The organism is Cyanobacterium stanieri LEGE 03274, assembly GCF_015207825.1.
GTDB classification, from domain to species: domain Bacteria; phylum Cyanobacteriota; class Cyanobacteriia; order Cyanobacteriales; family Cyanobacteriaceae; genus Cyanobacterium; species Cyanobacterium stanieri_B.
The window spans coordinates 40,330-55,424 of sequence record NZ_JADEWC010000024.1; the positions used below are offsets into that span (position 1 = coordinate 40,330).

General features: G+C 37.2%; 16 protein-coding genes. 12 read left to right on the plus strand and 4 right to left on the minus strand.

Going from position 1 to position 15,095, the window contains the following annotated elements; genetic code table 11:
* The first annotated feature begins 338 nt into the window (after positions 1-338).
* Positions 339-1,787 (plus strand): TM0106 family RecB-like putative nuclease, encoded by a 1,449-nt coding sequence (locus IQ215_RS10710; RefSeq protein ID WP_193801306.1) that lies wholly within the window; start codon positions 339-341, stop codon positions 1,785-1,787.
* Between the two features lie 11 nt (positions 1,788-1,798).
* Here IQ215_RS10710 and IQ215_RS10715 read toward each other — a convergent pair whose 3' ends face one another.
* Entirely contained in the window at positions 1,799-2,803 is a 1,005-nt protein-coding gene (locus IQ215_RS10715; RefSeq protein WP_193801307.1) for a hypothetical protein, read from the minus strand.
* Positions 2,804-2,960: 157 nt separating this feature from the next.
* On the opposite strand from IQ215_RS10715, the gene IQ215_RS10720 reads away from it, so the two are divergent.
* Entirely contained in the window at positions 2,961-3,158 is a 198-nt protein-coding gene (locus tag IQ215_RS10720; RefSeq protein WP_069789554.1) for a hypothetical protein, read from the plus strand.
* A 107-nt stretch (positions 3,159-3,265) separates the two neighbouring features.
* Here the strand turns inward: IQ215_RS10720 and lgt are convergent, their stop codons facing one another.
* Positions 3,266-4,096: a prolipoprotein diacylglyceryl transferase gene (gene lgt, locus IQ215_RS10725; RefSeq protein WP_193801308.1), complete on the minus strand. Its 831-nt coding sequence runs from the start codon at positions 4,094-4,096 to the stop codon at positions 3,266-3,268.
* Between the two features lie 142 nt (positions 4,097-4,238).
* Between lgt and IQ215_RS10730 the strand changes: the two genes are divergently transcribed.
* Both IQ215_RS10730 and IQ215_RS10735 read left to right on the plus strand, forming a co-directional pair.
* On the plus strand, positions 4,239-5,075 hold the full coding sequence (locus IQ215_RS10730) for a carbon dioxide-concentrating mechanism protein CcmK (protein ID WP_193801309.1): 837 nt from the start codon (positions 4,239-4,241) through the stop codon (positions 5,073-5,075).
* A gap of 146 nt (positions 5,076-5,221) precedes the next feature.
* Positions 5,222-6,094, plus strand: a complete 873-nt coding sequence (locus IQ215_RS10735; protein WP_193801310.1) for a fructosamine kinase family protein — start codon at positions 5,222-5,224, stop codon at positions 6,092-6,094.
* On the opposite strand, the gene IQ215_RS10740 is transcribed toward IQ215_RS10735, so the two are convergent.
* Both IQ215_RS10740 and IQ215_RS10745 read right to left on the minus strand, forming a co-directional pair.
* Entirely contained in the window at positions 6,084-6,890 is an 807-nt protein-coding gene (locus IQ215_RS10740; RefSeq protein ID WP_193801311.1) for a uroporphyrinogen-III synthase, read from the minus strand. The two genes, IQ215_RS10735 and IQ215_RS10740, sit on opposite strands and share 11 nt — an antisense overlap.
* A 58-nt stretch (positions 6,891-6,948) precedes the next feature.
* On the minus strand, positions 6,949-7,215 hold the full coding sequence (locus tag IQ215_RS10745) for a hypothetical protein (RefSeq protein ID WP_193801312.1): 267 nt from the start codon (positions 7,213-7,215) through the stop codon (positions 6,949-6,951).
* 613 nt (positions 7,216-7,828) lie between these two features.
* Between IQ215_RS10745 and sds the strand changes: the two genes are divergently transcribed.
* The 8 genes from sds to IQ215_RS10785 form a co-directional block, all read left to right on the plus strand.
* Positions 7,829-8,800 carry a solanesyl diphosphate synthase gene (gene sds, locus IQ215_RS10750; RefSeq protein WP_193801313.1) on the plus strand — a complete coding sequence of 324 codons (972 nt, stop codon included), beginning with the start codon at positions 7,829-7,831 and terminating at the stop codon, positions 8,798-8,800.
* A 239-nt stretch (positions 8,801-9,039) separates the two neighbouring features.
* Positions 9,040-9,504 (plus strand): response regulator, encoded by a 465-nt coding sequence (locus IQ215_RS10755; RefSeq protein WP_193801314.1) that lies wholly within the window; start codon positions 9,040-9,042, stop codon positions 9,502-9,504.
* A gap of 270 nt (positions 9,505-9,774) precedes the next feature.
* Positions 9,775-10,602 carry an SAM-dependent methyltransferase gene (locus tag IQ215_RS10760; protein WP_193801315.1) on the plus strand — a complete coding sequence of 276 codons (828 nt, stop codon included), beginning with the start codon at positions 9,775-9,777 and terminating at the stop codon, positions 10,600-10,602.
* Positions 10,603-10,796: 194 nt separating this feature from the next.
* Positions 10,797-11,117: a DUF6825 family protein gene (locus IQ215_RS10765; protein ID WP_193801316.1), complete on the plus strand. Its 321-nt coding sequence runs from the start codon at positions 10,797-10,799 to the stop codon at positions 11,115-11,117.
* A 123-nt stretch (positions 11,118-11,240) separates the two neighbouring features.
* A complete protein-coding gene (locus tag IQ215_RS10770) occupies positions 11,241-12,947 on the plus strand; it encodes an ABC1 kinase family protein (protein ID WP_347239032.1) in 1,707 nt (568 codons plus the stop codon).
* Between the two features lie 174 nt (positions 12,948-13,121).
* On the plus strand, positions 13,122-13,859 hold the full coding sequence (locus IQ215_RS10775; RefSeq protein ID WP_193801318.1) for a Stp1/IreP family PP2C-type Ser/Thr phosphatase: 738 nt from the start codon (positions 13,122-13,124) through the stop codon (positions 13,857-13,859).
* 148 nt (positions 13,860-14,007) lie between these two features.
* Positions 14,008-14,544 (plus strand): bifunctional pyr operon transcriptional regulator/uracil phosphoribosyltransferase PyrR, encoded by a 537-nt coding sequence (pyrR, locus tag IQ215_RS10780; RefSeq protein ID WP_193801319.1) that lies wholly within the window; start codon positions 14,008-14,010, stop codon positions 14,542-14,544.
* Positions 14,544-15,095, plus strand: a 552-nt coding sequence (locus IQ215_RS10785; protein WP_193801320.1) for a DHH family phosphoesterase, incomplete at its 3' end; no start/stop codon positions are given. The genes pyrR and IQ215_RS10785, both read left to right, overlap by 1 nt.

A 15,095-nucleotide genomic window follows, 5' to 3' on the forward strand; every position in this document is an offset into this window, starting at 1 on the left:
TCAATTGTTATATGAAATATAAAAAAGATTGCTATAAATATAACTCGGCTGGGATGTCATTTTAGAGGTTTTATTTGTCGTAAACATTTAAGTATTTCATATTACAGGGTGGGTTAGGGTAAACCTTATAAATTGGATTTGGTATCACACTGTAATTAAGCAACATCACATCTATAACCTACAACCCAAAACTTGTGCTACTGATAACCTGTTATCCCGAATTCACGTTAATTAAGCAATGCCAAATAAATCATCAAGCCCGAATAAACATCAATCACCCCCCAGAATAAGATATTAAAATGATCAATAAATAATCCATAACTCATAATTCACAATTGATGCTCATAACTGATGATACCCTGCTTCAATACAAGAGGTGTAACCGTAAGGCTTTTCTTAATTTTCATTTTAAAAATGAAAAACCACAGGAAAGGGATTTTGTAAATAAACTAAAGCAGGAAAGAATTCTTCACACTCAAGAGGTTATAAAGCATTATAATTGGCAGGTTGAACACCCCATCTTTTCCCCCACTAATAATTCTTACGTTGATTCAACCCTAGATTTGATGAGACAAGGGGTTGACTGTATTTACAATGGAGAATTAACCTATCATATCAAGGGAAAATATGACAATCTTATTTTTCAAACCAATCCAACATTATTAATAAAACAAAATATTCCCTCTGGGTTAGGAAATTGGAGTTATCTCACTGTTAATACTCATCTAGGTAAAAATCATAAACCAGAATATAAATTAGTAGCAGCTTTTCAGGGGTGGATATTGGGCAATAATCAAGGCTTCATGCCTACCCATGCTGATTTTATAGTCAGAAGTTTTAAAAAATATAGCATTAACTTGGCGATTTGGTGGCCAAAGGTGGAGGCGGTGATTAACGATTGTCAAAGGTTATTTCAAGATAAAAACCCACCAGAAGTATTTATTTCCCGTCAAAAATGTGGTTTATGTGAATGGTACAATGACTGTCATGAGGTGGCGGTTAAACAAAATCATCTTTCTTTAATACCCGGTATTACTCCTCGTAAATATGAGATGTTGAAACAAAAAGGGGTAGAAAATTTTGAGCAAGTGATTAATTTGTCTTTGCCTCAATTAAGTCAGATATTTGAGCAGGATGGGGGAGAAATTCTTTTTAAGCAAATTCAATCTTTAAGATTTAATGCTCCTATTTTAAAAAGAGATAAGGTAAATGTTATTCCTAGTAGTAATATTGAACTTTATTTTGACATAGAAGCTGAACCAGATCGTAAAATTGATTATTTATTAGGGGTTGTATTGGTTGATTATAATCAAAAAATAGAAAAATATTATCATTTTTTAGCAGAAGATTTACAGCAAGAAAAAGAAATTTGGCTAGACTTTCTTGAGTTTATTAATGGTTATCCTAATAGTTTTATTTATCATTTTTCGGGTTATGAGGTGGAAACTATTAAAAGGTTAGCGAGTATTTATCAGACTCCTAAAAATATGGTTCAACCCTTATTAAAAAGATTAGTTGATGTCCACAAATTTGTTACTCAAAATTATCTTTTACCCATGGAAAGTTACTCTTTAAAGTCTTTGGGTAAATGGTTGAATTTTCAATGGCGTATTCCTCCTAATTATGAAAATCATAGTTTGGGAGGTGATCAATGTGTTGTCTGGTATGATCAGTGGTTAAGTACGGGCGATCGCACTTATTTGGATTATATATTAATGTATAATGAAGATGATTGTCGAGCAACTTTTGCCGTAAAAAAATGGTTAGTAAAAGAACAATTAAAATAATTTATTAACCATTAAGAATTATCCCGTTTATTTTTAAAAAAATCAGGTAAATCAATAATAATTTTTTGGTCTTTATGGTTTTGTTTGGGTGGTTTTATTCCTAAGGATAAATCCATATTCTTTTTTATAATTTTATCTTCCAATGATTGTGATACTTCATTAGTGTTATTATCCTTTACCTTGTCGGGTTGCATCTCAGATATATCTACATTATTAGAGACTATTCTATCTTCCTTAATTTGCGTATTATCTTCTTGTGTCACCTCTTGCTTCTCCATCTCGAGATTATCCACTTCCTGTGAGGATGTTTCAATATTATTGATGACTGGCTCTTGAGTAGTGTTATCCTTTACTTGGGGTGAATCTTCCATGGGTTTTTTATTATCATCCACCAAAGGAATATTAACAAAATTAGGTACAGGGGCGATGGTAAAATTAGATAACGGACTTATACTAGAATCATCTTTCGACTTGCTAATCTCTGACCAAGATTTGATAGTATCTTTTTCCGTACTAACCATTTTAGGTTTATCCGTAGAAGAGTGTAAATACTTATCCAAAGCCGCCTTATATTCTAAAGTAGTCCGTTGTTGTCGTTGTAATCGAACATTTAACTCTTGATTTTCCCTCTCCCTATCCCTAATCCGATATTGTAATTGGTTATAACTTTCTTGTAACAAAGAGCATTCCCTCTCAATGCGCCCCCGCTGAGTTTGAGAATCCTTTAAATCTTGACTTAACTTTTCAATGAGTAGCTGTTGATGGTTAATTTGTTGGGTAGCATCATCGACCTTGATATATAATTGGTTGAGGGTTACTCCATGGTTATCTAACTGTCTATTTTGTTCATTAATAATTTTATCCTTCCCCTCAACTTCCTTTTGATAGCCTAATAAAGATTGCTCCAAATAAGTTACCTTTTCCTTTAACTTCTCATACTTAACTCTTACTTTACAGGCGATAGCATACCAATCCATATGGCGGAGTTTTTCAGGTAAATCTTGAGGACTATTCATAGTAACTAAATGTTTAATATATAGAGAAGCAAATTAAGAAAAATAAATGATTGTAAATTTTATTTTACACCCAGTGACCAGTAATCCATAAAACTTGACTGATCAAAGAAAAAATGATAAGGTTTACTAATCATAGCCATATTATAAGCAGGAAACAATGAACTTAAACTCAAATATTCCCCATCCTTCTGCCAAAGAAGATGTAAGCGATTATGTTGCCCATTTACAGCTACACATGAGCCTTCAATCTCGCAATCTTCTTCCTAGTATGAATAAGATTAAGGATAATAACCATAATTTTGTCTATGAAAGTCAAGCAACCATTGAGAAGTTTACTTCCCGTGAGTTGGGTTAATTGCGCTTAAAAGCTATTTTTTCCATACAAAAAATTTAAAACCGTCTCCATGGGGGCGGTTTTTTTTATGGCTTATTTAGGGTTATAACTTGATTTTTTTATCTCAACTATTGATCAAAATTAAAAGGTAAAGGACGTTTCGCAATATATAACCAGAATAAACCAAAAAGACCAAGGGCGATCGCACTTACACTAATAATTTGTGCCACCCGCCAATCACCAACCATTAAACTATCGGTGCGAAAACCCTCAATCCATACCCTACCCAAACTATAAGTAATCAAATAAACAAAAACCAAAGTACCAGTTTTCAAATTATTCTTACGGCGTAAACCCCAGAAAAAAAGAGCCATTAACAACACAAAAACCATCAAATTCCACACCGACTCATATAAAAAAGTAGGGTGAAAATATTCAAAAGTTAAAAACTCCATGGGGCGACGATGGGGAGGAATATATAACCCCCAAGGTAAATCCGTAGGCACACCAAAAGCCTCAGAATTAAAAAAATTACCCCATCTACCGATAGCTTGACCTAAAATTAAAGAAGGCATCACCACATCCATCAACCCCCAAAAAGACTGTTTCTTTATCCTTGCAAATATAACCGTAGCCAGAGTGCCACCAATAATCGCCCCATGAATAGCAATACCCCCTTGCCAAATGGCAATCATATCCCCCGGGCGCCCCGCATATCTTTCCCACTCAAACAAAACATAATAAATTCTGGCACAAGGCAGCGCCCCTATTACCAACCATAATACTAAATCCCCGATCATCTCAGGGTCAATATTTTTTCTTTTTGCCAAATTTTGAGCAATGAATAAACCAATTATTACCGCCATGGCAATCAAAAAACCATACCAGCGCACCGCCACCGGCCCTAATTCAAATAAAATTGGTCCTGGTGATTGAAAACGAAAAGCAAGTAAACTCATAAAAATTTTGTATTAGTATTATTTTTCTTTTCTATGGACTACAATCAAAGATTAAGTAGAATTAATGATATGATAAACTAAACAAGATTAATGCAAATCTTCACCTAGTTACAGAAATTTAACAGTTTCTCAAATATTTTAAATGAGAAAAAAGCATATTAGCCCAGATAGCGCCCTCGGTTTAGTTTCAACCCTCAGTTTCCCCGCCATCGTCGGTACAGCAGATATGATGTTGAAGTCTGCGGAGGTTATTTTAGTTGGTTATGAAAAAATCGGTAGTGGTCATTGTACTGCTATTGTAAGGGGTAATATTGCTGATGTTCGTCTTGCGGTGGAAGAAGGTGCAAAGATGGCAGAACAGATAGGACAATTACATACTAAGCTAGTAATAGCCCGTCCTATGCCCAATTTAGAGGCAGTATTTCCCATCGGTAGTCGTTTGATAGAGTTAGCCCAACAACAAAAGGGTTACAGTCGTTTAAGTAATCGCTCTATCGGTTTAATTGAAACTAGGGGTTTCCCTGCCATGGTAGGGGCAGCTGATATGATGTTAAAATCGGCGGATGTACAATTGGCTTCCTATGAAACCATCGGTAGTGGTTTATGTACTGCTATTATACGGGGTACTGTGGCCAATGTGGCGGTAGCCATTGAGGCGGGAATGGCAGAAGCCGAAAGAATTGGGGAGTTAAATTCAGTGATGATTATTCCTCGTTTGTTAGAAGATTTAGAGCATACTTTACCTGTTGCTAATTATTGGTTAGAAGAGCAAGATAAACAACAGCCTTTACCTAATTTTGCGGCTAAAAAACGTACCCCATCCCGTCGTAAGTTGGTGGCTTTACCTGAGTTGGAAAAAGTGCCTGTTAATTTTAATAATTCTTCTAAGGTGGAATTAAAGGCAGAGTTGGAAAACCGTAAACAGGAGAAAAAGCCTTTACCCATGGAAATTATTGAACCTCAAACCGAAGACGATTAATCAATAATTGATAATTGAAAATGGATAATTGATAATAACAATTTAATTATACTGTTGAGGACAGGAGATAAACAGCAAGGAGAAATCATTACACCATTGCCCACCTCAACCAAAATAATTGTTCATGATAACCTAATTATTACACTATGTGGAAACAAATTGCGATCGCCATTAGTAACCATACTCAAACAGACTTTAAATTAAAAAATACCCGTAGTGTGGGGGGAGGTTGTATCAACCAAGCCTATCAACTGATAGGGGAAAATGAAAGTTATTTTGTTAAATTAAATTCCCCCCATCAATACGAAATGTTTCGGGTAGAGGCGATCGCCCTTAAGCAAATGTATGATACCAATACCATTAAAATACCCAAACCCATCTGCACAGGTTACACCGATAACCATAGCTACATCATCTTAGAATGGCTCAAATTTGGTAGAGGGAATAATCAATCATGGCAAACCATGGGCAAACACCTAGCCCAACTCCATCAACAAGGTAAAGCCGATAAATTTGGTTGGGATGATAACAACACCATCGGTGCAACCCCTCAAATTAATGATTGGCAAGAAAACTGGGCCGACTTTTTCGCCGAAAAAAGAATCGGTTATCAATTGAAGTTAGCCCGTCGCCAAGGGGCAACCTTCGGTAATCCAAACCATATCATAGAAACTATTAGGGAAAAACTATCTCCCCATCAACCCCAACCATCCCTCGTCCACGGAGACTTATGGGGCGGTAACGCCAGTTTTTTAGAAGGAGGAATCCCCATCATTTTCGACCCAGCCGCCTATTATGGAGATAGGGAAGTAGATATTGCCATGACAGAACTTTTTGGCGGTTTTCCCTCGGCTTTTTATCAAGGATATAACCAACAATGGCTTTTAGACTCTGGTTATCCACAAAGAAAAACCATCTACAACCTTTATCATATCCTCAACCATTACAATCTTTTTGGGGGCGGTTATGCCAGTCAAGCCCAAAGAATGATTACCAAAATCCTATCAGTTAATAGTTAACACCCTTCTCTACAATAGCTCTTACCAAACCATCTAGGGTATATTCCTGGGCTTCAATATCCACCCTGCCAAATATTTTTTGGCAAGTCATAGAGGTTTGAGGACCAATAGAGGCGATCGCACTGTGATTAAATAAAGAAAGAGTATCATGGGGAAACCGTGCCTCTACCATCGTATAAAAATTACGTACCGTTTTAGAACTAGCAAAAGTAATCATATCGATAATTTTTTCCTCTAAGGCATGAAAAATAGTTTCATCCATCTGTTTCGGGCAACCCGACTGATAAGCAGAAACCTCGGTTATGTGTGCCCCCCTCTGGCTTAATTCTTGCACCAGAATTTCTCTGCCCCCAGTTTCTACCCGAGGAAAGAGAATTTGTTTTCCCCCTAGCGACTCAGGAAAATTTTCCGCCATGGAGTCGGCAATAAAATCAGGGGGAATAAAGTCTGCTTGTAGATTATACTCTTTTAAAACTTGGGCGGTTTTTTTGCCCACCACCGCAATTTTTATTCCATTTAAATCTGTTTCGTTTTTTCCAGCCTTTTCCAATCTCTGCCAAAAATACTTTACCCCATTGGCACTGGTTAAAATTATCCATTCAAAATTATTTATATGGGCGATCGCCCCATCTAACCCATCCCAACTAGAAGGAGGAGTAATTTCCAATGCAGGTAACTCAAACACCGTCGCCCCTCTCTCCTCCAGCATTTTCCGAAACTGACTAGAAGAAGAAATGGCACGGGTAACAAGAATAGTTTGCCCTGCTAAGGGATAATTATCAGTGTATGTAGGCATTCTGAGAACAGTTGTTATAAAAACCTTTAATAGATTTTCAACCGTCCTCGGCAAACTGTCAACTATTTATGTCCGTTGTTGACTTATCATTAAGTTTTTTAAACCTTTGAGCAATCAACAATAAAACATAAACCAGTAACACATATATGAGGGCGAGAAAAGGAATGAGCATAGAAAAACCTCCGAAAATAAGGGTAACAAAAAACCAGAAATCGAACACTTTTAACCAACGAGGATCAAAATGTTCAGGAATAAAATACAATGAACCATAGAGTATATCTAAGCAAACAGTTTCAAATTTGCACCGCAAAGCATTGCAATCCATCACTGTAGTTGCACCAATATATATTATGGGTAAAATTACGTCCGCTTTTGTCGTAAATTCAGCTTGAATATTTGACAGGCATAATCACCTTTATCACTACCTTTCCAGTAACCACAATAACCGTCACTATCCCCAACAACTCCTCAAATAATTACTTATCTGCGGGGCAATTGAAAATCTCTGGGTAGCAAAAAATAGATGGAAGATGAAGAAATAACCACACTCAACCCCAAACAAGGTTAAACCATGTCTCCTCACACTCACATATTACTGATAAAACCCTGTTTACTAAACGTCGAGGCTTTCAACTTTAATCAAGCTACGCCTAAAGCCATAAATATTCACGACACATTTTAGCGCGAGAGTTTTTTTTAAACTTTGAGAAAGTTATTTATTCCCTAGTAATAGCATAGCACAGATTTTCAAAAATTAGAAAAAAAAAATTTTTTTTTTCTTAAGCCATAACCCTTATCAAATATGGAATTGAATCCTTTTCTTTTCCTGCAAACTGTGAGAAGATAAAGAGTTACCGTGTCAGTAAGCAAACCATAGCTTAAAATAGTAATAAGATATGTGAACTTTCGTAAACTATTTTTGCTAATACAACTCATCAATGACAACTGTAACCTCTCTATTTCAGCCCGTTGACCAAGATTTGCACCTCCTAATCGACAACTTAACCAAATTAGTAGGCGCCCAACACCCCATTCTAGGAGCGGCAGCAGAGCATTTATTCAGTGCAGGGGGCAAGAGAATTCGCCCAGCGATTGTATTACTCGTCTCCCGTGCCACCATGAATGGAGAAGACATCACCTCTCGCCATCGGCGCCTAGCGGAAATCACAGAAATGATTCATACCGCTAGTTTAGTTCATGATGATGTGGTTGATGATGCAGAATTAAGAAGACAAGTTCCCACTGTCAACAGTTTATTTGGTAATCGCATTGCGGTTTTGGCAGGGGATTTCTTATTTGCCCAATCATCTTGGTATTTAGCAAACTTGGATAATTTGCAAGTAGTTAAATTACTCTCTGAAGTAATTAGGGATTTTGCAGAAGGAGAAATCCAGCAGGGTTTAAGTTGTTTTGATACCGATGTATCCTTAGAAAAATATTTACAAAAGAGTTATTTTAAAACTGCTTCCTTGATTGCCAATAGTGCTAAGGCGGCAGCCATCCTAAGTGATTCTAATGGGGAAACAGCCCAAAAAATTTATAACTATGGCAAAAATTTAGGACTAGCTTTCCAAATTGTCGATGATATATTAGATTTTACCTCCCCCACCGAAGTTTTAGGCAAACCCGCAGGTTCAGATTTAGCTAGTGGAAATTTAACCGCCCCTGTTATATTTGCTATGGAGGAAAATCCTTCTTTAAAAATGTTCATTGAAAGGGAATTCAGTGAGGATGGAGATTTAGAAAAGGCTTTACAATTGGTATATGATAGTCAGGGTATTGATAAATCTAGGGCGATGGCAGAATATCATAGTAAACTAGCCCTTGAGGATTTAGATTGTTTATCTCCTTCTCCTTCTACTCAGGCGTTAATTGAATTAACTGATTATCTTTTAAGTAGAATTAAATAATATCAATTGTTGATTATGTGCAATGGTTAATTTTATTTTTTCCTCATCTTTTATATTAATAATATAGATTGCATCCAAATAAAAACTTTTATAATCTAGGAATTTTAAAAATTCTCGGTGATGGACAAAAAAATAATGGGGAATTGTTTGATAATTTACATTAATTATTACAACATTTAGATATTTTTAACCCCAAAATCATTCATGATGTATATAGTGATGTTAGAGAGATTTTGAGAATGGATAAGTCACAAAATGTTAATAATGAAAAGAGTCTTATCTTAATTGTGGATGATTTAAAGGCTAATTTAAAATTATTGACTTATATTTTAGAAGCAAAGGGTTATCAAACAAGTTTTGCCATTAGTGGTAAAGATGCCCTAGAGAGATTAACGGTTTTAACTCCTGATTTGATTTTGTTGGATTTAATGATGCCTGATTTAAATGGTTTGGAGGTTTGCCAACGGGTTAAGTCAAATCCTGATTATCGGGATATTCCTATTATATTTTTAACGGCTAGTCAGGAAGAGCATCATTTGATTGAGGCTTTTGAGTTGGGGGCGAATGATTATGTTACTAAGCCTTTTCGTAAGCCTGAGTTGTTACGTCGGGTGCATACTCAAATTACCATTAGAAAACAGCATCAAGAAATTTTGGCTCTTAAACAGCAGGTTGAGGATATGAAGTTGATGGTTTGTGCTTAATTGCCGTTGGAATTTAGGATAAGGTAATTTAGCGTTGGTGAATTAAGGTATGATTTTTAGTTTAGTTTGGCAATAGGGAATGGGCAATAGTAATAATAGTATAGTTTTAATACTATACACTTACTGTAATTCAATAATGTTTCATGCTCAAAATCAGCAATGCCGGTAATTTTAATTTGATAGTTAAGGTGAGCTTAGGACTTTTTTTTGTTTAATCTTGTGGGAATTCTTGTTTATAATGAGATGAATTTGATTGAATAGTAGGTGTCTATGGGTTATTTTGATGCTTTGCTTGAGCGTTTTGAGGAAGATAAGGAATTAGAAAAGGCTTTTGGCAAACATATCCATTGGGGTTATTGGGAAAATCCTTCTTCGGCGGATGGTAGTTTAAAGGATTTTGCGATCGCATCTAACAATTTATCAAGGTTAGTAATTGATGTTGCGCAGGTGGATAATGGCTTTAGAATATTGGATGCGGGATGCGGTTTTGGAGGCACTATCAGCTTATTAAATGAGGGTTTTGATAATTTGTTGCTTCGGGGTGTAAATATTGATGGGGTGCAAGTAAAAAGGGCTTCTGAGGTAATTATCCCTCGGGGTGGTAATGATATTCAGTTTATAGAAGGGGATGCCTCGAATTTACCTAATTTTAATGATTTATTTGACGTTGCGATCGCCCTTGAATGTATATTTGCTTTTCCTAGTCGGGAAAAATTCTTTGAAGGAGTAAAGCAAAACCTCAAACAAGAAGGTAAATTAATTGTGGTAGATTTTATTATTAACCCTACAATTATTAAAATTTGGAGTTGGTTTGAAAAAAATATTTTAAGTCGTTTAATTACTGATACCTATGGTTCAAAAGCCACTAATGAAGTTGCATTTATTGATCTAAAAACTTACCAAGAAATTGCTCAAAAAACAGGTTTTAGGCTAGAAAAAGTAATTGATATTAACAAAAATGTACAACCAACCTATCCTGCTATTAACAGTATTATAATTAATAATTTTAATGATTTTTTAACAGCAAAAGGACTAGAATATTTTAGCTTATTAAATTTAATTCAGTATCAAATATTAATTTTTCAACCTATTAAATAAAATTTGATGACCAAATTTGTGGTGTTATATTAAGTTAAAATAATTCGTTATCAACAGATTGTATCTTCCGAGTTGCCCCACCCTTTAATGAATTACGGTTTCACCACCCCCACCCATGAATTAACCTAGAAACCGATCCAGATTCTGAGAAATAAAGATATAATTTGTAACAAAAGCGTTAAGAAATATTGCAAATGAGTAATCCAGTAACAGAAGCATTCTTCTTTGGTAAAGCCTTAGCGGAAGTCTTGACAGAAAAAGTAGAAGACACCCTCACCAACACCCTCAGTGAATTTGGTAAATTTGACGCCGAAACCAGAGAAAGACTAAGACAATTTGCCGAAGAAGTAAGACTAAGGGCAGAAATTGCCAAACAAAAATCAGACCACGATCGCACCAACACCACCATAACCGTAGAAGTCGATACCAGTGTTGACTTACAAGAACTCTTAGACGAACTAAGGGCAGAAATTGCTAGATTAAAAGCAGAACTAAATAAATATCGACAAAAATAAACAAATTTAAATAATCCTAAAATTTGTACCACCAGCAAAACCATCAGACCAATTTATCATCATAAAATAAAAGTGTCATCAGCCTATCCCAACACCAGTAAATATTTGGAGTCCTCCCCAGAGATTCCGACCACAACCCCCCGTAACAAACCAGAAGCGGGGAAAAAAGTCTATCGTTGGAATAGCGAAAATTATTCCCCCCTGCGTCGTCGCATCGATATTTGGACATTTGTTCTTTTACTACTCTTTAAACTGTGGCGCAACGGCAAAAAATGGAGTTACTCGGGGGGCTACAGCGAAGAAAAATTAATCGCCCGTCGCCGTATTCAAGCAGGATGGATTAGAGAAAATCTTCTCGAACTAGGGCCAACATTTATCAAAGTAGGACAACTATTCTCTACCCGTGCCGACTTATTCCCCGAAGAATACGTCGAAGAATTATCCAAATTACAAGACAGAGTACCCGCCTTTAGTTATGAGCAGGTATGCGCCATCATCGAAAAAGATTTTAATAAGCCATTAAATAAATTATTCCTCAGTTTTGACCCCACCCCCCTAGCCGCCGCCAGTTTAGGACAAGTCCACAAAGCCCAACTAATCACAGGGCAAGAAGTGGTGGTAAAAATTCAGCGCCCCGGATTACCAAAACTATTTGACATTGACTTAGGTATCCTCAAACAAATAGCCCGTTACTTTCAAAATCATCCCCGTTGGGGCAAAAATAGAGACTGGTTAGGGATTTATGATGAATGTTGTCGTATTTTGTGGCAAGAAACCGATTATCTCCTAGAAGGTACAAGCGCCGATACATTTCGCCGTAACTTTCGGGATGAAACTTGGGTAAAAGTACCAAGGGTATTTTGGCGTTATAGCTCCCCTCGGGTGCTTACCCTCGAATATATGCCAGGTATTAAAATTAGCCACTATGATGCCCTAGAAGCAGCAGGGTTAGACCGTAAAGAATTAGCCAGATTAAGCGCCAAGGCTTATTTAATTCAACTGCTTAACGATGGTTTTTTCCACGCCGATCCGCACCCAGGTAATTTAGCAGTTGACCCCGATGGCGCTTTAATTTTCTATGATTTTGGTATGATGGGGCAACTACCAGCAAACATCAAAGAGAAGTTATTGGAGATGCTTTTTGGGGTAACCGAAAAAAATGCTGAACGGGTAGTTGATTCCTTGGTGGAATTAGGAGCTTTAGCCCCCATGGATGATCCAGGGCCTATTAGGCGTTCGGTACAGTTTTTGTTAGATAACTTTATGGACAAACCCTTTGAGGAACAATCCATCGGTCAGATTAGTGAAGATCTTTACGAGATTGCCTATGATCAACCCTTCCGTTTTCCCGCTACCTTTACCTTTGTGATGAGGGCTTTTTCTACCCTAGAAGGAGTCGGGAAGGGTTTAGACCCAGATTTTAATTTTATGCAAGTTGCCCAACCTTTCGCCCTTAATGTTATGAGTCAATTTAATGCAGATAATGGTAAATCGATCATTGATGAATTTAGCCGTCAAGCCCTGCAGGTAAGTAATACAGCCTTTGGTTTACCCGCTCGGTTAGATGATACTATCAATAAATTAGATCGGGGGGATATCCGTTTAAGGGTTCGTTCCCTAGAATCGGAGCGCCTTTTACGCCGTATTAGTAGCACTCAGATGGCAACTAACTATACTTTAATTATTAGTACCTTGGTTTTATCCGCTACTATTTTAGTGGTCAATAGTTTATGGCAAGTGGCGATCGCCCTTGGTTTTGTCGCCATTTTACCAACAGTTTCTCTCTTAAAATTGTTAAAACAAATTAAAAAATTAGACCGTAAATTTTAAAGTTATTAACAATAAAAATAACTGATCAGCTTATGGTAGAATCAAATATACTTAGAAAATAAGCCTATTTTCAATAATTAGATAAATCAATAGACCATGGGACGGTAGGCGATTCCGTCCTCTAAATTTGTAAAGGCAATAAATGTTCAATTCCAATCAAGGTAAATTAGTCATATGAAATGTGCATTCGCTGGCTTGAGTGATCCAGGACTGGTAAGATCATATAATCAAGACAATTATTATACTGATACTTCTGGAAGATTTTTTATCCTTGCTGATGGCATGGGAGGTCATGCTGGGGGAGAACAAGCCAGTAAAATCGCTGTGGAAGTAATCAAAGAATATTTAGAGGAAAATTGGGATGCCCCCATGGATTCCTACGATCTCTTGGAAAAAGCAATCTTACAAGCTAATGAGGCTATCCTTGAAGACCAAGAAACTCACCCCGAACGGGGAGATATGGGAACAACGGTGGTGGTGTTAATTTTCCGTGAACAACAAACCTGGCGAGCGCACATCGGTGATTCTCGTCTTTATCAGCTCCATGATCAAATGTTAATCCAAGTCACCTCGGATCATACTTGGATTGGTCAAGCCATTCGGGCGGGGGAAATTACCCTAGAAGATGCTAAACATCATCCCTGGCGTCATGTGTTGTCTCAATGTTTGGGTAGAAGGGATTTATACGAAGGTATTGACATTCATAAGATTGATCAGATCGATAAGGGCGATCGCTTCTTACTCTGTAGCGATGGTTTAACCGAAGAAGTTTCCGACCCCATTATTTCTAAACTTTTAGGGGATGGAAATGATTTAGATAAAGTGGCCGATAGCCTTGTTACTGAAGCCAAGAATAATGGTGGCTCTGATAACGTTACCGTGGTTTTAGTCAAAATTGACGAAGATAATTAGGGTTTGCCGCAAAAAGTGGAGTAGTGAAGGCGAGGAATAGGCACTCTTGCCATAGGCAATAGTTTTCATGTTTTATCAAATTGGTACAGTGTCTATAATTTGGTTGTGTTTTTTTCATTATCCATTATCCATTATCCATTACCATCCCATGTCTAATCAAATTGTTGAAATTCTCTCCGCCGATGAAATACGCCGCACCTTAAACCGTTTGGCATCCCAAATCGTAGAAGAAGCCCCCGACTTATCATCAGTGGTTTTGTTGGGTATCTATACAAGAGGAGTTCCCCTCGCTCAACTTTTGGCAAAGCAAATTAGGCACATTGAGCAACAAGAAGTTACCGTAGGGGCGATCGATATTACCTTTTATCGGGATGACTTAGATAAAATACAGATTAGAACCCCTGAAAAAACCGAAATTCCCGTCGATTTAACGGGTAAAACCGTGATTTTAGTGGATGATGTCATTTACAGTGGACGCACCATTAGAGCGGCTCTTAATGCCGTGGCTGAGTATGGCAGACCAGAAATTGTTAAACTGTTGGCATTGGTAGATCGGGGACATCGTCAATTACCCATCCATCCCGATTTTGTCGGTAAAATATTGCCCACGGCCAAAGATGAAAAAGTAAAAGTCTATTTGCGATCGGTGGATGATAAGGATGCTGTAGAGTTAAGGAAGTTTTAATGACTGATTATTTACCAGAACAAAGATGGCGTTTTAATCAACCGAGTCCTGAGTTAGTACAATTATTTTCCCAGTCTTTGGGTTTGTCTCCTGTAATGGCTCAGGTGGTTATCAATCGTGGTTTGACTAGCCAGGAAGATGCTCAAATTTATATTGAGCCTGAAAAAGATATTTTACCTTCTCCCCTCACCGAATTTCCTGATTTGCCCAAGTGTCTTGATTTGTTAACAGAGGCGATCGCCCTTAACTCTAAAATAGCCATTTGTGGAGATTATGATGCCGATGGCATGACAAGCACCGCCCTATTAATTCGAGCCTTAAAACACCTAGGAGCAAACGTTGATTACGCCATTCCCAGTCGAATGCAAGATGGTTACGGCATCAACAAACGCATCGTTAAGGAATTTAAAGAAGAAGGAGTAAGTTTGATTCTCACCGTTGATAACGGTATATCCGCTTACGAGCCCATTGCCCTAGCTAGGGAATTAGGCTTAACGGTAATTATAACCGATCACCATGATTTACCTCCCCAATTACCCCCCGCCCATGGT

Bases quoted from the DNA above. Each gene is read 5' to 3' on its own strand.
- IQ215_RS10710 (WP_193801306.1), top strand. From the start codon at position 339: ATGCTCATAACTGATGATACCCTGCTTCAATACAAGAGGTGTAACCGT.
- IQ215_RS10740 (WP_193801311.1), bottom strand. From the start codon at position 6,890: ATGCCTACATACACTGATAATTATCCCTTAGCAGGGCAAACTATTCTT.
- IQ215_RS10720 (WP_069789554.1), top strand. From the start codon at position 2,961: ATGAACTTAAACTCAAATATTCCCCATCCTTCTGCCAAAGAAGATGTA.
- IQ215_RS10775 (WP_193801318.1), top strand. From the start codon at position 13,122: ATGAAATGTGCATTCGCTGGCTTGAGTGATCCAGGACTGGTAAGATCA.
- IQ215_RS10735 (WP_193801310.1), top strand. From the start codon at position 5,222: ATGTGGAAACAAATTGCGATCGCCATTAGTAACCATACTCAAACAGAC.
- IQ215_RS10745 (WP_193801312.1), bottom strand. From the start codon at position 7,215: ATGGATTGCAATGCTTTGCGGTGCAAATTTGAAACTGTTTGCTTAGAT.
- IQ215_RS10730 (WP_193801309.1), top strand. From the start codon at position 4,239: ATGAGAAAAAAGCATATTAGCCCAGATAGCGCCCTCGGTTTAGTTTCA.
- IQ215_RS10755 (WP_193801314.1), top strand. From the start codon at position 9,040: ATGGATAAGTCACAAAATGTTAATAATGAAAAGAGTCTTATCTTAATT.
- lgt (WP_193801308.1), bottom strand. From the start codon at position 4,096: ATGAGTTTACTTGCTTTTCGTTTTCAATCACCAGGACCAATTTTATTT.
- IQ215_RS10760 (WP_193801315.1), top strand. From the start codon at position 9,775: ATGGGTTATTTTGATGCTTTGCTTGAGCGTTTTGAGGAAGATAAGGAA.
- IQ215_RS10715 (WP_193801307.1), bottom strand. From the start codon at position 2,803: ATGAATAGTCCTCAAGATTTACCTGAAAAACTCCGCCATATGGATTGG.
- pyrR (WP_193801319.1), top strand. From the start codon at position 14,008: ATGTCTAATCAAATTGTTGAAATTCTCTCCGCCGATGAAATACGCCGC.
- sds (WP_193801313.1), top strand. From the start codon at position 7,829: ATGACAACTGTAACCTCTCTATTTCAGCCCGTTGACCAAGATTTGCAC.
- IQ215_RS10765 (WP_193801316.1), top strand. From the start codon at position 10,797: ATGAGTAATCCAGTAACAGAAGCATTCTTCTTTGGTAAAGCCTTAGCG.